The 20,607-nt window shown below is 47.0% G+C and carries 16 protein-coding genes; 14 read left to right on the forward strand and 2 right to left on the reverse strand.

Annotated features, from left to right (window positions below; genetic code table 11):
• Positions 1–4: 4 nt before the first annotated feature.
• Positions 5–4,159 (reverse strand): VaFE repeat-containing surface-anchored protein, encoded by a 4,155-nt coding sequence (locus G7Y46_RS06345; protein ID WP_165253367.1) that lies wholly within the window; start codon positions 4,157–4,159, stop codon positions 5–7.
• A 263-nt stretch (positions 4,160–4,422) separates the two neighbouring features.
• On the opposite strand from G7Y46_RS06345, the gene G7Y46_RS06350 reads away from it, so the two are divergent.
• From G7Y46_RS06350 to G7Y46_RS06370, 5 genes are all read left to right on the forward strand, one after another.
• Positions 4,423–5,532 (forward strand): site-2 protease family protein, encoded by a 1,110-nt coding sequence (locus G7Y46_RS06350; RefSeq protein WP_165253369.1) that lies wholly within the window; start codon positions 4,423–4,425, stop codon positions 5,530–5,532.
• A gap of 89 nt (positions 5,533–5,621) precedes the next feature.
• Complete coding sequence (gene ispG / locus G7Y46_RS06355) at positions 5,622–6,698, forward strand: flavodoxin-dependent (E)-4-hydroxy-3-methylbut-2-enyl-diphosphate synthase (protein ID WP_165253410.1); 1,077 nt, start codon at positions 5,622–5,624, stop codon at positions 6,696–6,698.
• Positions 6,699–6,731: 33 nt separating this feature from the next.
• Positions 6,732–8,483 carry a proline--tRNA ligase gene (locus G7Y46_RS06360; RefSeq protein WP_165253371.1) on the forward strand — a complete coding sequence of 584 codons (1,752 nt, stop codon included), beginning with the start codon at positions 6,732–6,734 and terminating at the stop codon, positions 8,481–8,483.
• 26 nt (positions 8,484–8,509) lie between these two features.
• The gene (gene rlmB / locus G7Y46_RS06365) at positions 8,510–9,262 is read left to right on the forward strand and encodes a 23S rRNA (guanosine(2251)-2'-O)-methyltransferase RlmB (RefSeq protein WP_165253373.1); all 753 of its coding nucleotides are present in this window, start codon (positions 8,510–8,512) and stop codon (positions 9,260–9,262) included.
• Positions 9,246–9,779 carry an NYN domain-containing protein gene (locus tag G7Y46_RS06370; RefSeq protein WP_165062433.1) on the forward strand — a complete coding sequence of 178 codons (534 nt, stop codon included), beginning with the start codon at positions 9,246–9,248 and terminating at the stop codon, positions 9,777–9,779. Before rlmB ends, G7Y46_RS06370 begins: the two co-directional genes overlap by 17 nt.
• Before the next feature lie 7 nt (positions 9,780–9,786).
• Here G7Y46_RS06370 and G7Y46_RS06375 read toward each other — a convergent pair whose 3' ends face one another.
• Positions 9,787–10,488 carry a response regulator transcription factor gene (locus tag G7Y46_RS06375; protein ID WP_165062434.1) on the reverse strand — a complete coding sequence of 234 codons (702 nt, stop codon included), beginning with the start codon at positions 10,486–10,488 and terminating at the stop codon, positions 9,787–9,789.
• Positions 10,489–10,582: 94 nt separating this feature from the next.
• On the opposite strand from G7Y46_RS06375, the gene G7Y46_RS06380 reads away from it, so the two are divergent.
• From G7Y46_RS06380 to eno, 9 genes are all read left to right on the forward strand, one after another.
• On the forward strand, positions 10,583–11,377 hold the full coding sequence (locus tag G7Y46_RS06380) for a type III pantothenate kinase (protein WP_241157077.1): 795 nt from the start codon (positions 10,583–10,585) through the stop codon (positions 11,375–11,377).
• Positions 11,378–11,707: 330 nt separating this feature from the next.
• Positions 11,708–13,396, forward strand: coding sequence for a formate--tetrahydrofolate ligase (locus G7Y46_RS06385; RefSeq protein ID WP_165253374.1), 1,689 nt, complete (start codon positions 11,708–11,710; stop codon positions 13,394–13,396).
• Positions 13,397–13,399: 3 nt separating this feature from the next.
• The gene (locus tag G7Y46_RS06390) at positions 13,400–13,852 is read left to right on the forward strand and encodes a YkgJ family cysteine cluster protein (RefSeq protein WP_165253376.1); all 453 of its coding nucleotides are present in this window, start codon (positions 13,400–13,402) and stop codon (positions 13,850–13,852) included.
• 57 nt (positions 13,853–13,909) lie between these two features.
• Positions 13,910–14,533, forward strand: coding sequence for a cyclodeaminase/cyclohydrolase family protein (locus G7Y46_RS06395; RefSeq protein WP_165253378.1), 624 nt, complete (start codon positions 13,910–13,912; stop codon positions 14,531–14,533).
• Complete coding sequence (locus G7Y46_RS06400) at positions 14,533–15,381, forward strand: bifunctional 5,10-methylenetetrahydrofolate dehydrogenase/5,10-methenyltetrahydrofolate cyclohydrolase (RefSeq protein WP_165253380.1); 849 nt, start codon at positions 14,533–14,535, stop codon at positions 15,379–15,381. The genes G7Y46_RS06395 and G7Y46_RS06400 overlap by 1 nt, the downstream gene beginning before the upstream one ends.
• The gene (locus G7Y46_RS06405; RefSeq protein ID WP_165062439.1) at positions 15,382–16,209 is read left to right on the forward strand and encodes a formate/nitrite transporter family protein; all 828 of its coding nucleotides are present in this window, start codon (positions 15,382–15,384) and stop codon (positions 16,207–16,209) included. It abuts the gene before it with no gap.
• 1 nt (position 16,210) lies between these two features.
• Entirely contained in the window at positions 16,211–16,648 is a 438-nt protein-coding gene (gene tsaE, locus G7Y46_RS06410; protein ID WP_165253390.1) for a tRNA (adenosine(37)-N6)-threonylcarbamoyltransferase complex ATPase subunit type 1 TsaE, read from the forward strand.
• A gap of 32 nt (positions 16,649–16,680) precedes the next feature.
• On the forward strand, positions 16,681–19,236 hold the full coding sequence (gene tsaD, locus G7Y46_RS06415; RefSeq protein WP_241157078.1) for a tRNA (adenosine(37)-N6)-threonylcarbamoyltransferase complex transferase subunit TsaD: 2,556 nt from the start codon (positions 16,681–16,683) through the stop codon (positions 19,234–19,236).
• A gap of 69 nt (positions 19,237–19,305) precedes the next feature.
• Positions 19,306–20,598, forward strand: coding sequence for a phosphopyruvate hydratase (eno, locus tag G7Y46_RS06420; protein ID WP_165062440.1), 1,293 nt, complete (start codon positions 19,306–19,308; stop codon positions 20,596–20,598).
• Positions 20,599–20,607 lie beyond the last annotated feature (9 nt).

The following is a 20,607-nucleotide window of genomic DNA, read 5'->3' on the forward strand; positions in this document are numbered from 1 at the left end:
AGTGCTAGCGCAATCCGCGTAGTGCTCTCTCTACAGCTGCTTGTGCTCTTCTGTTGCGCGCTGTAACTTGTCGTATTCCGTATATTGTTCCTAGCAAAGCTATAGCTAACATGCTTGCGATGCCGGCAATTATCGGACCTGTCGTATCGCCGGTTTTGTCATATCCTGTTCCTGCTGGTAGTATGTTTTGCCCAGATATATGTACTGTCTGATCTGCAGATTCAATATCGGCGTGCATGGCTACTAATACTTTTTCGGAGTGGTCATCTCCTGTATCCATGCGTCTATAAAGATATTCATACACCACAATATCTTTATCAGCAATGCCGGTTGCATCTAAGGTGAACTCAACGCTTTCGGTTCCGCTTGAAGCTGCTGGAACGAAATATTTACTGGCTTGTATTTGTTTGTCGGCTATCAGAAGTGGATTGCCGGTATTTCTGTCGTACAGCACCCCTTCTAGCGTGTATTCTTTGCCCGGGGTTAAGCCTTCGTAGCTGATTTTATCTAGTATTTTGGCTTCAGAACTGTTCAGTAAATTATGATCTCCGTCGGTAGAATCGGTAGCCATTGTTTTTATGGTTCCTGTTACGAACAATACACTCTGCTCTTCGCTGTTTAAGTCCATTTCGGCACATACAGCTTCGCTAGAGCTAAGTTTTACTAGCAATATGCACGAGGTTGCCCGAGTACCTTCTAAATTGCGTGCATCCAAAGCGTATTCTAAAGTTGTGTTTCCAGACGATTTGTCTGCCTTGAAAGTGTGAGATGCGATTACAAGTCTAGAAGCTATGTCGTCGTATTTCTTTAGTATTTCACGCAGCGCATCTTTATCAAATTTGCGTGGATATTCGGTTTGTTTCTCGAACAGTTCTGCAAGAGTGTTTTCGCTATTGCTAATACCTAGTGCAGCAAGTAACTCTCGCATCATGCTCTCGGTTTGCGTAGATGCGTTGCTAGTCAAATCAGATTCGGAATATTGCAAAACGGGTAGCCCGGTGTCGGGGTCTATTAATATTCCATACGCTGTATATTCTTCGCCAATTACGGCATCTGCATACGAGACATCATCTTTTAATACCGCCTCCGAATCGGCTGTTACTTGTTTTGTATTTGTTCTCGCATCCTCCATATAGGTCCATGCGCTAATGTTGTGTATAGAGAAACTTTGGTTTTCGTTATTGGGGTCGCGGTCTTGAGCTACAACAACATCGTCGCGAAGCAGCGTTTCGTATACCACGATGTTATCTCCGTCGCTTGTTCTGGAATCAAAATTGAATGTAACTTGAGTTGTGCCGTTGCTATTTTCTGGGGTAAATGTGGTTTTTGAAACTACCGCATTACCATCTTCATCTAGTAAGTTTTCGACAAATGTTGTAGTTGCGTTATCTTCGCTTACAGTGCGTGTTTTTAGCATTAACTCTCCGTTTAGCGTGTACTGCCTGCCCGGAATAAGGTTTTCGTATTTTACGGTGTCCACTACACATGTTTCGCCATCGGCAGATACGGTACTATCGCCATCTAGCACATCGGCTACTATGGTTGCTATAGCTGGTTCACATATATTTACTGTTTGATCGGTATCTGAAATATCTTCATGTTTAGCTATTATTTCCCCATCTCTGTATAGCGTTTCAAGAAGCACTACATTTTGTCCCGCTAAGGCGCTGGTATCGCATTCGAATGTAAGGTTGATACTTCCATCGGTATATTCGGGAATAAAAGTTTTCGAGGCGCTGTATTGCTCATCTTGTGCATCCAATAATGGCTTGGCTGCATAATCGGTTTCCTCGGCGTTCAAAGAATCGCTTTTTAGCCAAAGCGTTCCGCGAAGTTCGTATTCTTCACCCACGCAAAGATTTCTGTAAAAAACAGTGTCTGTTATGTGTGCTTCTGGGTCTGCTGTAACAATTTTGTCTTCATCGTTAGGGTCGAAGGCGTATGTTTTTAGAAATTGCTCTTTTATGTGTATTGTTTGGTTATAGTCGCTAACATCTTTGTGCTCGGCAATTACGGCTCCAGTTTCACTTTTTATTAACTCTTCGTATACAACGACATCGCATCCGGCATAGTTTCTGGAATCGAATGTAAGCGAAACTTCCGCATAGCCATTTTGCTGTGTGGGTACAAATCTTGCGAAACCTGTTATAGGGTTGCCTTGCGAATCGGTTATAGATTCTCTTGTGTCGGCATCTATAAGCGAGGCATGAAGTTCATAGGCTTTGCCTTCGCCTATGTCTAAATTTGAGTATTGCACCCGGTCTACAATCTGGGTCTTTATGTCTGCATTAGCAACTTTTGACCCAGTTTCAAATTCGCGAGCATATGTTGATATAGCGCATTCTGCAAGTGCTTGATTGTCAAATGTTCCCAAGTCTACAACGTATCCTTCACGTTCTTCTATAGTAAGACTTGGTATTCTTATAAGAGATAACCCAGAGTTACCCGACACGCGCAACTCTTCTATCGAGTATGTTCCAAAAGGAAGCGCACCTTTAGCATTATCTGGATTGCTGGTACCAAACCAAACCCCTGCAGACGAATTCAATTTCGATTCGTCTACCGCATTTTCGTTTACGGCTAAATCGTTTGCGTTTGTGTTGCTGGAATGTGCGACCCATTGTGCGCTTGTAGATGCTTGACCATTAGCATCTGTTACTACTATATGACTTTCTTTCGTAGTGTTGTTTGTTATGCGGAAAGGAATATTAGCCATACGTCTTTGGTCTGATTCGCGGGCTTTTATGAATTTGAAATCGCCGCGGAATACCTGATCTGCTACGGAAGGCGCATTATATACAGTATTTGTTTCATCTGTGCCTGCAGCTGTTATCTGACGTACTTGTACGCTGCTGTCGCTAAGATGATAGCCTTCTGGAGCCTTTGTCTCTTGTATTAAAAGCGTTCCTAGCGGAATAGCTGCAGCTCCCTCGGATGATCGATAAAATGCGTCCCCCGATACTAGGCACGAATCATCTAGCAGAGCATGTCCGTCTTCGTTTGTGCGAATTACCCATGTGCGCTTCGGATTGCCGCTTTGTTCGGCTTCGTCTTTATTTGAGTAATACCCATCGTAATAGCGCACGGTAAATTGCGCGTCTGCAAGAGAAGCTCCGCCTTGTGCTTGTCCGGTGTTTGTTTCAAGATCTAGTTTGGCTACAATTATTTGTGCTGTGTTGCATAGCGGTGTGTCGTATACATTGTTAGTATTAATTCGTGTGGTTGTTCCTTTTTGAACCTCTGTGCGATATGTGCTTTTGTCTAGTGCGTAGCCCTTGGGCGCTTCAAGTTCTTTTATAAAATATGTACCTGTTTGCAGATAGTCTGATTTAGCAAATCCGCTATTATCTGTTGTTAATTCGGCAACTTTATCGCTGCATTCATTGTTGCGAAATATTCCGTACTTTGCATTTCCTAAAGAGTAGCATCCGTTTTCTTGTGTTGTTTCTTCATTTGCTGATACTTTTGAAAGATCTATCCAGCCGCCCGGCATGTACCCCAATATGACTTGTGTATTGCTGCCGGTGTTTAGTTGGAAGCAGTTAGCTATAAATTCGCTAGGCACATCGCCTGTTCTTGCATAAATTCGCGCTTGGGGTGTGTTGGCGTTGAAGTTGCCGTTATTGTTCATTAAAACGTTGTTAAGTGCCCAAGATTTGAATTCGTCTGTAGTGTTATCTAAGGCTTCCTCGCTGCTGCAATTGTAAAAATCGCTAAGGACGATATGTGTCAAAATAAGATACTCGTCTTCGCCCATAGCTTCAGAGTTAAACCAAGTGCCCGGCCACATACTGGCATCGAAGCCGGGACCGCCATATCCAAACCAAAGGCACGCTGCTATGTCCTTTAGTTGATAGGTGTTGTTTTCATTAGTTGTGGTCATGCTAATTGGCGATTTTGCATATGTGCCATTTGGCGGCGCTTTTTTAGAGGGAACGCCGCAATAGGCTATATTGCCGTTGGTGTACATATAATTCGTGCGGGCGGTTGAGTAATATATTTCTCTACCAATATCTAAGTTTGTGTTGTTTTCGGCATACGCTATGTCGGCTCCCATTGGAACCCCCGGTATCAGTCCTAATATCAGAGCTACCGCCATTAAAGTTGCTAGTGCGCGACGAGCGCGTATATTCGGTCGTTTAGTTTTAGTTCGTGCCACGTCTATCTCCTAACCACTGCATTGCGGATATGTTTTGTCTGTATGACTTTAGATATGAGATCTGACGTGTAGGTATCAAAAATGCAATATTTGATGACACTGAATTTCGTCTTCTTTTCGCATATATGCAATATTGGTTTAGACGTAATTCTCGTGTGCGCCTTGCGTAAAACTTACAAGAATCTTGCAAAAACCTTGCAGCATTTACCTCTTGTATCGCACAATATGTAAAAAATGATTCGCTTGATTAGTTAAGGCGTTATATGGACATATTGTTTATGATCGTTTGCGCGGTTTTCACTATTGGCTTTCTCGTATTTATTCACGAAGGTGGTCATTATTTGGCTGCGCGGGCGTTCGGGGTTCGCGTTACGGAATTTATGTTAGGGCTGCCCGGACCAAGCATTGGTTTTACGAAGGCGGGAACGCGATTTGGCGTAACTGCGGTTCCTTTAGGTGGGTATGCCAAAGTTTGTGGAATGGAATGCGATCCGATAGACGAAAACATTCAACCTGTTCTCAATTGTGTGTATCGTAGTGGCTCTATTACTCTTGACGAGGTTGCGCAATGCTGCAACATCGACCAAGAAGACGCACAAAATGCGCTAGACCAGCTGGTGGAATGGGGAAGTGTTATTGCGCCTACCCGCAAGGATACGCAAGAAGTGTATCGCACGCCAGCCGTACAGCCCACTAGAAAACAGCGCCGTCAAGCTGCTCGTCTATGCGCTTTGGCACCTGCAGTACAGCCGATGGGAACACCGCGTATAGTTGACAGCGCAGAAGCGCTTTTCAAGCGGGAATTATCACAACAATATAGGAATTTACCGTTTTGGAAGCGCTCGGTAATTTTGCTTGCAGGAATTGCTGCGAATCTTATTTTTGCAATTGTGGCGTTTATTTTAATTTACTCGGTTATAGGCTTTGATGTTTCGCATCCCGACACAGGCGAAATCGTGCATGTAATAGTTAGCCCAGATAAAGCTATAACGGCTGGGTTCACATATATTGGAATGACAATTCAGGCTATTCTTGGTCTATTCAATCCGGCTACAGCGGCGCAGACTGTATCGAATTCCACTAGCATAGTTGGCATTGCCGTTATGTCGGCTGACTATTTCGCTGCGGGCGTAGCTGAAGCACTGTTCTTTATGGCGATAATTTCTGTTTCGTTGGGATTGATGAATCTGCTTCCTATTCCGCCGCTAGATGGCGGGCGCTTTGTTGTAGAGGTCTTTCAGAAAATCAGCCGCCGTCAAGTTTCCACCCGCGTGATGGGATATCTCTCATTAGTTGGAATGACGCTTTTTATTGGCTTGTTCGTTATTATGCTAAATCAAGATGTACAACGCTTTATCTTCGGTAATTGGTGATGGATAATCCTTAGGTGAAGATAGCGGCTTTAAGGATGGTTTTTTAGGTGGAAAACGTTATTTCGGATACGGATATTTCTGTGGAAAACATGTCTTCGGTGCGCGACAATACTCATCAAGTTATGGTTGGCAGACGAAGCGCGGGTGGAGTTGCCATAGGTGGTGGGGCTCCTGTTTCTGTACAATCGATGCTTAGCTGTCCTGCAACTGATGTTTCAGCAAATCTAAATCAGATAGAGCGCTTGGCAGAAGCGGGATGCGAAATAGTGCGAATGGCTATTCCGAATCATGATGCTCTTCCCGCTTTTCAACAAGTTTGCGAAAAATCGCCGCTGCCGGTAGTTGCCGATGTCCATTTCGATGCACGAATAGCAATGCGTGCTGCGTGGAGCGGTGCGGCGAAACTTAGGATAAATCCCGGCAATATTGGGGGTTTAGAAAACACAAACATGGTCATAGATGCGGCGCGCGGCGCGGGAATTCCTATACGTATCGGGGTAAACGCCGGGTCGCTCGATTCTGCTTTGGCAGCACGCAAAGACCTTACGCTGCCCGAGAAGCTGGCTGAATCTGCTGCGGAATACGTGCGCTATTTTGAACAAGAACGCGATTTTCACGATATTGTAGTGTCAGCTAAAGCACACGATGTGAAAACGACAATACAAACTTATCGCTTGTTAAGCCAGCGTATACCCCATATTCCGTTACATATAGGAATTACTGAAGCCGGTACTGTTTTTCAGGGCACAATAAAATCTGCTGCTGGCTTGGGCGTTCTTTTAGAGCAGGGAATAGGCGACACAATGCGCATTTCGCTAACCGACGATCCAGTTCTTGAAGTGCGCGCTGCGTGGCAGTTGCTTGCGGCTCTTGATATGCGGCGCAGAACTCCCGAGATTATAAGTTGCCCTACATGTGGGCGTTGCAAGGTAGATATGATTCCTATTGCCAAGGCGGTTGAAGAGGCGATATCGCGTCTAAATCGTCCATGCAAAGTGGCTGTCATGGGCTGTGTTGTGAATGGTCCGGGTGAAGCCGCCGATGCAGATGTGGGGGTTGCTTGCGGAGAAGGTCAGGGAGCCATCTTCTGTCATGGTAGAATTGTGCGAAAAGTTGATGAAGCGCATATAGTTGATGCGCTGATGGAAGAGGTCGAGAAACTCTAAAGTGGCGAATCTCGGCCGACTGAAGGAGAGTCGATGACTGAGATAATCCACCTCAGTAGGTTTTATATGCCTACCCTAAAAGAGGATCCGGCAGATGCAGAAATAGCTAGTCACAAACTGCTACTCCGCGCTGGAATGATTCGCAAAACTGCAAGCGGAGTCTATACATTTTTGCCGCTTGGTCTTCGAGTGCTGCGAAAAGTTGAGAATATCGTACGTGAAGAAATGGATGCAATCGGTGCGCAAGAGATAATGATGCCCGCTTTGCAACCATCCGACTTATGGCATGAAAGCGGTCGCTGGGATGATTATGGTCCAGAATTGATGCGTTTGCACGATAGGCACGATCATGGTTTTTGCTTAGGTCCCACACATGAGGAACTTATCACATCGCTAGTACGCGATGAATTGCGCTCCTACAAGCAACTTCCCGTATCGCTGTACCAAATACAGGTGAAATTTCGTGACGAAATACGACCGCGCTTTGGTTTGCTTAGAAGTCGCGAATTCATAATGAAGGATGCGTATTCATTCCATGAAACCCAAGAATCTCTGCAGCAGACATACGACGATATGAGCGGTGCGTATGGACGCATTTGCGATAGATGTGCGCTTTCTTGGCGTGCGGTAGATGCCGACTCTGGTCAGATTGGTGGTAGCGTAACTACTGAATTTATGGCACTTGCCGAATCGGGCGAGGCTGAACTTGTACACTGTGCATGTGGATATGCTGCTGATGCCGAGGCTGCTGAGTGCATTTGCCATCCGACCATGCACAAGACCGACACGATGCAGAAAATCTCAACTCCTAATGTTCATACTATCGATGAGCTAGCGGAATTCTTGAATATTCCAGCAAGTTCCACCGTGAAGGCACTTTCGGGCAAGAGCGCCGATGGTGAATTGGTGGTTTTCTTTATTCCGGGCGATCATGAATTAAACGATATCAAGGCTGATCGCGCTGTTGCCGGATTTGAGTTTCTGACCGACGAGGAAATGATAGCTTGCGATTTGCACAAGGGTTCGATGGGTCCGGTGGGGCTGCCGGACGAAGCGCGAATAGTAGCCGACCGCAACTTGCGCAATATTTCTATGTGGGCTGTTGGTGCTAACGAGGATGGGTATCATTATGTTGGCGCACAGCTGGGAATCGATTTTCAGGTGGATGAATGGGCTGATCTTTGCACGACCGTTCCCGGCGACTCCTGCCCCGAGTGCGGATGTGCACTACAGGGTGCGCGTGGCATAGAGGTTAGCCAAGTGTTCCAGCTAGGCGATAAGTATTCTCGCACCATGAACGCCACCTATCTTGACCGCGATGGCAAAGAGCAGTTTTTCATTATGGGTTGCTACGGCGTGGGTGTCACCAGAACGTTGGCTGCTGTTGTAGAGCAACATAACGACGATGATGGCATAATCTGGCCGCCATCTATAGCTCCTGCGCATCTGTGCATTTTGCCGCTATCTTCCGATGATGAAGTAATGAACGTTGCAAATACTATTGCGCACGATTTGGCGCAGATGGGATTTGAGATAGCTATTGATGATCGCGACGAGCGGGCTGGCGTAAAATTTGCTGATGCCGACTTAATCGGATGGCCTTTGCAGGTAATTGTAGGAAAGCGCGGCTTGGCGGAAGGTAAGGTAGAACTGAAGCGCCGTCGCACAGGAGAGCGCAAAGATGTAACGCTAGATTACCTGAGAGAGGCTATGGTTTTTGTCAATGGCAAAATGAAGACTATGACGCGGGGTGGCACTAACATTTTCGCCACCTTCTTCGAATAAGTAATATTGGAAACGGCATATAACACATGGCTGAATATATCGAAGGAAAGCGTGCTGTAATAGAGGCGTTGCGCAGCGGGGTTCCTCTGCGCAACGTTCTTTTGTCTGACAACGTGCAACACGATGGTCTTATTAAAGACATTCTGCGAAAGGCAAAGCAGCGCGACATATCAGTGCGCGAAATTTCCCGAAAGCGAATGGATTCAATTAGTGAACGCGGAAGCCATCAGGGAGTTATGGCAGAAGCGAAGTCCTATTCATATGTTAGCGGTGGCGAAATATTAGCAGCAGCTTCAACGCATGCCGAAGAAGTTGGTAATGCGCTCATAGTTGTTTGCGACCACATAACCGATGCGGGCAATTTAGGTGCCATAGCGCGCTCCGCAGAGTCGGTAGGAGCTAGCGGGCTTGTTATTCCAAATAAAAGATCGGCACATGTTAGCGCTGCTACATATAAAAGTTCAGCTGGCGCTGTCTCGCATATTCCAATAGCTCAGGTTGCAAATATTTCAAATTTTATTGAACGCGCGAAAGAAGATGGTTTTTGGGCGATAGCAGCAACAGAGCACACAGACTGCATTTTATGGGATGCCGATTTAAAGGGGCGCATTGTTTTAGTTATGGGCAGCGAACACGATGGGGTGTCTAGGCTAGTTCTCGAAACGTGCGACATTGCGGCGGCTCTGCCACAAAAGGGTTGCGTTGCTTCTCTAAATGTAGCGCAGGCATCTACTGTATTTATGTATGAATGGCTCCGCCAAAATGTCCAAAACGCGTAAGAAACTACTTATAGTAGATGGCTATAACGTATTGCGCTCGGGCAGTCGTTATAAACGCATTATGCTGCCTGACTATACGGACGATACATTTAATGTGGCTCGTGAACGCCTGCTAAATGATGTAATAAATTATTCGGGTCGCGATATGCAAGCCATAATTGTGTTCGATGGCAAAGATAACCAGTATTCACGTGGGGAAGCTGAAAGTGTTGGCGGGGTTAGAATTATATTTTCTCCTGCAGGTCAGATAGCCGATCGTGTAATAGAAAAATTGGCGCACGATGCACGCGAGCGCAACGTGGAAACCATAGTGGTGACAAGCGACTCTACTATACAAGATACGGTATTTGGCGATGGTGTTGACAGGATGAGCGCCGAGGGCTTCTGCCACGAAATGGAATCTTATTACGACAGTATGCGCTTGGAAGAAAAGCCTGCAATTGCCCGCAAAAGCACCATAGCTAATCGCATTAGCCCCGATGTATTAGAAAAGCTGAAACAGCTAAGAGATGCTTAGCTGTTTCTTAGTTATTCACCACTTTAAAACGATAGCCATAGCCGCGTACGGTTTCAACCAAGCCAGAATCGTATCCCGCATTGGAAATCTTGTCGCGCAGCCGCTTGATGTGGGTATCAACCGTTTTTGTCTCGGTTAGATATTCCCAGCCCCATGCATCGCGTAGCAAATCTTCGCGCGATACAACTTTGCCGGCATTTTTCATCAGCGAAGCTAGCAGTTCGAATTCGCGAGGAGTTAGCTCTATTTCGCCAATGTTTCCTATTGCCGTATGAGCATCTTCGTCTAAAGTTATTCCGCTGATGGCAATTTTGTTACCGGATATGCCCAAATCGCCGGATCCACGGCGCAAAAGCGCACGTACTCTAGCCACTAATTCGCGTACTCCGAAAGGCTTCGATAGGTAATCATCTCCGCCTATCTCAAGACCGACCACTTTATCTAGTTCAGTGTCGCGTGCAGAGAGGAACAAGACAGGGGCTGCTGTGCTTGTGCGCAGTCGGCGGCATAGTTCGTATCCGTCAATGCCGGGCAGCATAATGTCTAAGATATAAAGATCATAGTTGTTTTGGCTAGCCAGCACCAATGCATCCTCGCCGTTCTTTGCGAGATCTACTGTGTACCCTTCGGTTTTTAATGCATAGCCTACGAAATCAGTGATTGTAGCTTCGTCATCTACCACAAGAATACGGCTTGTTGCGTCACTCATGTCAGACCTCTTTTTCTAACTACAACGATATAAACAAAATACTTTATGTCAGAGTAATATATTAGCTGATATCTAGACATTGTGGTATCTAAAGATGAATGGGGAAGTGGGAAATATGCTTCTTGCGGTAGATGTTGGCAACACGCAAACGGTTGTCGGGGTGTATTCCAAATCTGATCTGATAAATATGTGGAGACTTGCCACAAATCGGGTTTGCACTGCGGATGAACTGCGTGTCAGCCTAATCTCGCTTTTTCAATCGGCGGGGCTAGATCTATCTTGTGTGCATAGAGCGGCTTTATCTTCGGTTGTTCCGCAGCTGACTCAGGCATGGTGTAGCGCGGTGCGCGAATGTTGCGGGGTAGACATGCTAATATGCAGCGCTCAAACAGCAGGTCAGCTGTTCTGCGCGCATTATCCTAACGTTTCAGAAATAGGCGCCGATCGCATTGCTGATGCCGTAGCTATGAAGGCAATATATGGCTACCCCGGGATAGTTGTAGATTTTGGGACTGCTACCAATATCGAAGTTATAGATTCAGAGGGCTTCTTTGTTGGTGGCATTATAGCGCCGGGTCTGCAAACGTCTGCGCAAACGCTTTTTACCCGCGGTGCGCAGCTTCCTGCCGTGGCTTTAGGGGCACCCAGCTACGTAATAGGTACAAACACTGTAGAGGCTATGCAATCTGGAATAGTTCTTGGCGAAGTTGACCGGGTAGAAGGGCTTATAAAGCGCGTATTCAAACAACTGGGCTATGAAACTTTTGTTGTGGCTACCGGTGGCTTGGCGGGGCTTGTGGCTAAGCATTGCGAAACAATAACGCACGTTAACCCAGAACTTACGCTAGAAGGGCTGCGGCTTATATCTGATTGCAATGCAAATTCTTAGTGCGCGCATCGTTGATAGGATATTTTTCAGCAGAAAGTGGTCAAAACTTCCGACTTTCCACGGTAATGTCTCGAATAATCTGCGTGAAATATGGAGAACACTGGGCAAACAGCAGAGCATAGCGTTTCAATAGGTGCAATTTGGCGCTTTGCACCGTGGAAAGTCGAAAGTTTTGACCATTTTTGCAATAAAAAATGACTAATCCGGGCTGAATTTGTCTTTTGCCGTTGCGTGCGAAATAAGCAGCGCCTGCGACATTGGCGCATTGAGCACATCTTTTGCGAGTTAGAATCGTTGCATCCACCAACATATCGCGGCTAGGAGGCACGCATGCTGACAGACATCGAGATCGCCCAAGCAGCAAAGACCAAGCACATCGAAGAAATTGCCCAAGCGTGTGGCATAGATGACAAGTATTTAGAGCTATACGGAAATTACAAAGCCAAGGTTGACTATAACTTACTTAGAGAAGAAGAGCACAATCCGGGCAAACTCATATTGGTTACAGCTATTAATCCAACGCCTGCGGGCGAGGGCAAAACTACTACTACAGTAGGACTTGCAGATGCATTGTCGCAGCGTGGAAAGAATGTCGTAGTTGCTTTGCGTGAACCTTCTTTAGGTCCCGTATTTGGAATTAAAGGCGGTGCGGCTGGTGGCGGATATGCTCAAGTGGTTCCAATGGAAGATATCAATTTGCATTTTACGGGCGATTTTCATGCGATAGGTGCCGCGAACAATCTGTTAGCTGCTTTATTGGATGCACATATACAGAATGGCAACGAACTTAACATAGACGTTCGCAAAATAACATGGAAGCGCGTTGTGGATATGAACGATCGCCAGTTACGTCATATTGTAGATGGCTTGGGCGGTAAGCCCCATGGCGTTCCTCGCGAAGATGGATTTGATATAACCGTGGCAAGCGAAGTAATGGCAATTTTCTGTCTGGCAACAAGTATTACCGACTTAAAAGAGCGTTTAGGGCGCATTGTGGTGGGTTATACATACGATGACAAGCCGGTTACTGCGCACGATTTGCACGCCGAAGGTGCTATGACCGCGCTTCTGAAAGATGCGTTAAAGCCGAATTTGGTGCAAACACTTGAAGGCACACCTGCTTTTGTACACGGAGGTCCTTTTGCAAATATTGCACATGGCTGCAATTCAATTATGGCGACACGTATGGCGTTGGCGTTGGGCGATTACTGCGTAACCGAGGCTGGTTTCGGAGCCGATTTGGGTGCCGAAAAATTCTTAGACATAAAGTGTCGCTTGGCTGGTCTGAAGCCCGATGCTGTGGTTGTTGTTGCCACGGTGCGCGCGCTTAAGAATCATGGCGGGGTACCAAAAGATCAGCTGAATACCGAAAATCTGGATGCCCTTACAGCCGGTCTTCCAAATTTGCTACAGCATGTAGAAAACATAACTAAGGTATACAATCTTCCATGCGTAGTGGCAATAAATGCCTTCCCGACCGACACTCCTGCGGAATTGGCTCTTGTAGAGGAAAAATGTCGCGAACTTGGAGTGAACGTGGCGCTGTCGGAAGTTTGGGCAAAAGGTGGCGAAGGCGGCTTAGCGCTGGCGGATGAAGTTGTACGCCTAGCGCAAGACGGAGATGCAGAAGGTCGCAGCCGCGAAACATTTGAGTTTGCCTATGACGATGACCTGTCAATTTCCGAAAAGATAGAAGCGATAGTGCGCCGGGTATATCACGGCAAAGATGTAGCTTTCGAACCTGCTGCCGTAAAAGAGATAGCGCAACTTGAAGCGCTCGGCTTTGGCAATATGCCCGTCTGCATGGCGAAGACGCAATACTCGTTTAGCGATGATGCCGCTAAATTGGGTGCTCCGCAAGATTTCACCGTAACAGTGCGTCAGGTAAAAGTTAGTGCTGGCGCTGGGTTTGTGGTGGCGCTAACTGGCAGCATAATGACTATGCCCGGTCTTGGAAAGACACCTGCTGCCTTCAATATAGATGTTGATGAAAATGGCGTTATCTCGGGGTTATTCTAAAGTATGGCATCATTTAGAGATACAGCATCTCTTTTAGAAAAGGCTAGCGATGCTCGTGCTGCGTTTATACGCAACCGCAAAGCGCAAAATGTCTCCATCATTCATTTTGATGGAGACAACAGCTTTCCTGAATGCAAACAATGCGGACAATGCTGTAGTCTGAATGTTATAGCTATGACGCGCGAAGAAGTTTTGCGTATACATAACTATATCTTGGAAAACGATGTGCATCCTATAGATCGCGGCACTACGCGGTGTTGCTTGCAGGCAGAGGATGGGTCGTGTATGGTTTGGCAAGTAAGATCGCAGACATGCAAACTGCATCATTGCAAGGTGGCGCGTATCGATCTTCTTAGAAAGAATCCGAACATACGCGTGCATGACGATTCAGAGCTTTATCTTGTAGACATGCATGCGCATTTTATTTGCGGAGATTCGGAAGTGCATGAATGTTAAAGGTGTGTTTGCGCAAACAGGAAGCATCGCAGTTCAAAAAGGGCAGAGGTAGACGCTGTGTTGACCGAAGAGTTTATTGAAGATCTTGCAAGTTCGGCACCTACTCCCGGTGGTGGCGGCGCTTGCGCTTGTGTGGGTGCTTTAGCTGCTGCGCTTGCAAGTATGGTAGGCAACATAACTGTAAGCAATCAAAAATACGCAAATACGCACGAACAGATGAGGGCATCTGTCAATCGCCTAAAGAACACTCGCAAGAATCTTTTGCGCTTAATCGACTTAGATGCGGAAGCATTCGCGTCTATGTCTGCTGCATTCAAAATGCCGGCTGACACATCTGAGCAGATAGCCAGCAAAGAATTAGCGTTAAATTCGGCACTTATTCAGGCATGTGATATCCCGCTAGACATAATGCAAGAATGTGCAGATGTGCTGGATGAATGCAAGATGTTGGTGCGCAACGGAAGCAGGATGGTCGTATCGGATGCTGGCGTGGCGGCTGTGTTCGCCAAAGCTGCGATAAAGGGTGCCGCGCTAAACGTATGTATAAATACGGAATGGATGACTGAAGAATCTTTAGCTAAGCAGTATATGAATAAGGTTCATAGAATAATGTCTGAAAACGATAGCTTGGCAGACGAGATATATGCACACGTGTTAGAGCGCGTAGGCGGAGGCGAATAATGGCGCAATTGCTAAAGGGAAAGCCAGTTGCAGATGCCATATATTCCAGTTTGAAGAATTGCGTACAGGCACAGGGTAAGCGCGGAATACAGCCTTGTTTGGCGCTTGTTCGTGTAGGTAATAGTAGTTCGGATGCAGCATATCAGCGCAGCATAATTTCAAAGGCTGAAAGCATTGGCGTTAAAGTTAATGTGCATGAATTTGAATCAGGTGTATCTCAGTTTGATGTAGAGGCGGTCTTGGAAAGCATCAATGCAGACAAATCTGTGCATGGGTGCATGATATTTCGTCCGCTTCCGAATACTTTAGACGAATTGCATCTTTGCAACAAAATTGCACCGGAAAAAGATATAGATGGAGTGTGCGCCGCATCGCTTGCAGGTATTTTTGCTGGCGTTCGAGAAAGTTTCTCGCCGTGTACTGCGCAAGCTTGTGTGGAGATGCTAGATTACTATGGAATAGATATTGCTGGCAGGAGTGTGGCTGTTTTAGGGCGCAGTCTTGTTGTGGGTAAACCGGCAGCTATGCTTATGCTTTCGCGCAACGCTACTGTTACGCTTTGTCATTCCGGAACTGCAAATTTGTCAGAAATTACACGTGCAGCTGACATAGTTATATGCGCTACTGGCAGGGCGCGTGCATATGGGGAAGAATATTTCAGAGCAGGGCATATAGTATTAGATGTTGGAACCAACACCGACTCCGATGGAATGCTTTGCGGCGATGTAGATTTTGCAGCGGTAGAGCCTATAGTGTCTGCTATAACACCAGTACCCGGCGGAATAGGGTCTGTTACCACTGCGGTGTTGCTGAAACATGTAGTTATGTCTTCGGAAGGAAGAGCGTAGATGCCAATATACACACCAAAAGAAATAACTGACAATTATGTAAAAGCATGCCCGGTTAAGGCAACATCGCCTGTGTGGCGTTTGCTTGTGTTGGCAATATTCGCCGGCGTCTTAGTAGGGCTAGGAGCCGTTGCTTCCTCTACGGCGGCGCAAAACATACCAGATACTGGCATGGTTCGTTTGGTAACGGCTGCCGCGTTTCCCATCGGGCTTATTATGATAGTGCTGCTAGGGGCGGAATTGTTTACCGGCAACGCTTTGATGGTTACTGCAGCCATATCGGGCGAGATTACATGGGCTAGTCTCTTGCGAAATTGGGCAGTAGTCTATGTGGGGAATTTCATAGGAGCTGTGGGTCTTGCGGCTTTAATGGCGTTTTTTGGTCAGCTTGATATTGGCGGAGGTACGCTTGCTGTTTACTCGGCGAAAATTGCGGCATCGAAATGCGCACTTCCTTGGATGAATGCCTTTGTTCTGGGAATATTCTGCAATTTGTTAGTTTGTGTAGCAATTTATTTAGGCAATACCGCGCACGATACTGCGGGAAAGGTACTGGGGGTGTTTTTCCCAATATTTGGATTCGTGTTGGCGGGATTTGAGCACTGTGTGGCTAATATGTACTATATTCCCGTGGGTATCTTTGCCAATATGGGTGCATATGCTAGCGCTATTGCTGATGCAGGCATAAATACTGCTGTGTTGAATTTCGGTACATTTATTACTGCGAATCTAATACCGGTAACTTTAGGCAACATAATCGGTGGTGTTTTGGTGGGGCTTGTAATGTATGCTGCGCATGGTACTAGGCAGAAATGCGATAGGGACTAACATGGCTTTAGCTATGAAAGCAGCACAGCTAGCTTCGCATTTGCGCGATGGCGATGTTGTATTGTTAAATGGCGATTTGGGCGCTGGAAAGACGTATTTTGTACAGGCTGTTGCCGCAGAACTAGAATGCGCCGATGCTGTCACCAGTCCCACTTTCAACATAATGCAGGAATACGATGCGCAGGGCTTAAAGATTATTCATTTCGATTTATATAGGTTAGATGATGCCTCGCAACTTGAAGATATTGATTTTTACTATGCGACGGATTCCTGCACGCCGGGCGTTACTTTTATAGAATGGTCTGATAAATTTGCAGACGAAATGCCCGATGATGCCCTGCATATACAAATCAATGTTGAGGGAGACAGTCGCAATATGAATGCGTGGGCTAGCGGCGAACGTTCAGCACAATTGCTCGCCGATTGGATGAATGATTAGGTGAAATTGCGTCTCGCGAGTAAAATCGGGTTATGTCAACATTTCAAGAAGAAATAACGCGCGGGCGCAGCGGGCGCAATATGTATGTCCTCGCATTTGATACTGCGAATGAGGCTATAGCCATAGGGCTTGGGAAGCTGCACCCCACTGATAGTTCTATTGAATTTATAGCGGGTGCAGAGGCGGCGGCAAAGCGCGCGTCGAATACACAGCTTCTTCCTCGGATCGATCAGCTTCTACAGCGCGAAAGTATTAATCGCGAAGATATAGCTTGCGTGTGTGTTGGGCGTGGCCCGGGGTCTTTCACGGGCGTTCGCATAGCTATGGCTACAGCAAAAGGCATTGCTAGTGCTTTAGAAGTTGCGCTTATTGGCGTGTCTACACTTGATTCTATAGCTTGGAGGGCGTGGGATAGTGGTGTGCGCGGAAAGCTACTTTTGCTTGGGGATGCGATGCGCAAAGAGGTTTATCCCGCTTGGTTTGAGGTAGCCAACGAAGGTGTTTGCAGACTTACTGCCGACAGTGTTGTGAAAGCACAGGAATTTGATGCGACCTGTCCGGTTCCGATGTCAACGGACATGTCTGATTCTGCTTTGGGAGAAGTGTCCAGTCGCTCATACAGTCCTGACTCGCACGGAAGCGCCACTGGCGCTTCCGGCTCGTGCGGAACTCGCTTTGTGAGCACCTCTCCCAAATCAGAATCTGCAAATATCTTCGTTGGGGGAGATGGGTTGCAGAAATATGCGGAGCTGTTTGTAGGTGTTGGCGAATTTCTGCCTGAAGATATTTGGACTCCTTCCGGCAAAGGCTTACTTTTAGCGCTGCAACATGCTTGGCGAATGGAAACTGCCGACCCGCTTGATGCTTCGCGGCATAACCCCGGAAAGTTGTTGCCAGTATATACGCGCCTTTCCGACGCTGAGGAAAACGAGCGAAAAAAGCTTGCAAGCAAAGAGCCTAAAAATCTGCATACCGGTGTGCAAGACTGCCGAGTTACTATGCATGCCTCATCTCGTGTGGGGGAATTCGCAAATGCTCAGGGAATTGTGTATACACCGCTTGCCTCCAAATATATTGACGATGTGGCCGATATAGAATCCAAATTAATGGGGACAGACGCTTGGAATAAGGCACTAATTGCTGATGAGCTGCCTCGCGCCGATCGTACATGGTGGCGCGCTAGCAATTCTTTTGGTTGCACACTTGGCTATGCCGGAGGGCTTATCGCCTGCGGCGAGGTTCAGATACTAAAAATTGCCGTAGAACCGCAATATCAGCGTTGTGGTTTGGCTAGGCAATTGCTTCTGCGCATTTTGGAAGACGCGCGAAATTTGGGTGCTACATCGGCTTCCTTGGAAGTGCGTGCGTCTAATTTGTCGGCAATTGCATTTTACGAGCACATGGGTTTCAAACATTTAGGTGTGCGTCCGCGATACTATTCAGATGGTGAAGATGCCGTTATTATGAGCGCCGTCGTGGATGAGCTTCTTGAAACCTCGCAGGGGTTTTCCGCAAAGTGCGATATAGAAATGCCCGATCGGGTGCATGCTGTAAATCCGCTAATTTTGGCAATAGAGAGTTCATGTGACGAAACTGCTGCTTCCGTAATAGATGGCGATGGGCGCATTCTCTCAGACGTTGTGGCAAGCCAGATAGATTTTCATGCTAGATTCGGCGGTGTTGTTCCAGAAATTGCAAGCCGCAAACATATAGAGGCTATATGTGGAGTTTGCGACGTTGCGCTAGAAAATGCGGGTCAAATTCGATACAAAAACCTTGATGGCGTGGCTGTAACCTATGCGCCCGGGCTTGTGGGCGCGCTTGTTGTGGGTGTTGCGTTTGCCAAGGGCGCAGCATGGGCAGCCGACGTGCCGTTTATCGGGGTAAACCATTTAGAGGGGCACCTGTACGCAAATAAGCTAGCTACTGAATCGGACGCTGACATTCCGTTTTCCCCGCCAGCTGTTGTATCGCTTGTTTCTGGTGGTAACACTATGCTTGTGTATATGCGCGACTGGGGCAACTACGAAATATTGGGCGCCACCATAGATGATGCGGTAGGAGAAGCATTCGACAAAGTTGCTAAGGCGCTAGGGTTGCCTTATCCGGGCGGACCGCATATATCGCGCCTTGCGGCAACAGGAAACCCAGATGCTATAGCGTTTCCGCGCGCAATGATTCATTCAAAAGATTTGCGCTTCAGCTTATCGGGGCTTAAAACGGCTGTTACCACCTATATAAACGAACAGCGCGCTGCTGGTGTGGAACTAAATATGCCAGACATATGCGCCAGTTTCCAAGCCGCTGTTGTAGATGTTCAAGTAGCTAAAGCTAAAACTGCGCTTAAACAAACTGGGGCGAAAAAGTTTTGCTTGGGCGGCGGTGTGGCTGCAAATCCTTATCTGCGTCAGGCATACGAGCAAATGTGTGGAGAAATTGGTGTGCAGCTTATAATGCCCCCGCTCTCTGCGTGTGGTGACAACGCAGCCATGATAGCTCTAGTGGCGCTAGATAGGTTCAAAGCCGGGAAGTTCTTTGCGCTTAATGCCGATGCCTATGCACACGCCGATCTTTCCGCGCAGTATTAACAATCTGTACTATGACGTTTTCTTTGATATTATCGTTATTGTTTGTAAAACCACGAAAGGGAGGCAGCTATGGCGGTTATCGTCGACGTGTTCGGACGTGAGGTTCTCGATTCTCGCGGGAATCCTACTGTCGAGGTGGAGGTCGTGCTGGATGATGGTTCATTCGGCCGTGCGGCAGTTCCTTCCGGTGCGTCTACCGGTGCTTTTGAAGCTGTCGAATTGCGAGATGGCGAAAAGTCGCGTTATATGGGCAAGGGCGTTCTTAACGCTGTGCAGCATGTCAATGTAGAAATTGCTGATACATTGCTTGGGCTATCCGCCGAGGATCAGCGTAGCGTCGATATGGAAATGCTAGATGTTGACGGCACTCCGAATAAGGGGAAATTAGGCGCTAATGCAATTCTTGGCGCTTCGCTTGCTGTGGCTAAAGCGGCGGCTGAATCTGCTGAATTGCCACTGTATAAGTATGTTGGTGGTGCTAATGCGCACACTTTGCCCACACCTATGATGAACATTTTGAACGGCGGCGTGCATGCCGACAACAATGTTGATTTTCAGGAATATATGATTATGCCTGTGGGCGCTAGCACGTTTGCTGAAGCGCTTCGCTGGTGTGCCGAGATATATCACACCCTGAAAGCTGTTTTGCATGATGCAGGTTTGGGTGGTGGCGTCGGAGATGAAGGCGGCTTCGCTCCAAACTTGAAAACAAATGAAGAGCCCCTAAAGTACATTAGTGAAGCTTGTGAAAAAGCTGGCTATACCCCCGGTAGCGACATTATGTTTGCCATGGATCCGGCTTCAACAGAATTCTTTGATGTCAAATCAAAGAAATACATTCTGTCGGGAGAAGGTCGCGAGCTAACAAGCGATGAAATGGTGGATTACTGGGCTAACTTGGTTGAAAAGTACCCCATTATTTCCATTGAAGATGGCATGGCTGAAGAAGACTGGGAAGGCTGGCGCAAACTGACCGAGCGCATAGGCGATAAAGTGCAGCTTGTGGGCGACGATCTGTTTGTTACTAATACCGAGCGCTTGCGCCAAGGCATCGAAATGGGCTGCGCTAATGCAATACTTATCAAGGTAAACCAGATAGGCAGCTTGACAGAAACGCTGGATGCGATAGAGCTGGCGAAAACACATGGTTATGCATGCGTTATGAGTCATCGCTCTGGCGAAACTGAAGACACTACAATTGCCGATTTGGCTGTGGCTACCAACTGTGGGCAAATAAAGACAGGTGCTCCGGCGCGCAGCGATCGTGTGGCGAAGTATAACCAGTTGTTGCGCATAGAAGAACAGTTGGAAGACCAGTCGCAGTACGCAGGCATTAAAGCCTTCTACAACATAGAACGATAGCGGCGAAAC

This window comes from Adlercreutzia sp. ZJ304 (genome assembly GCF_011039075.1).
GTDB lineage: Bacteria > Actinomycetota > Coriobacteriia > Coriobacteriales > Eggerthellaceae > Adlercreutzia_A.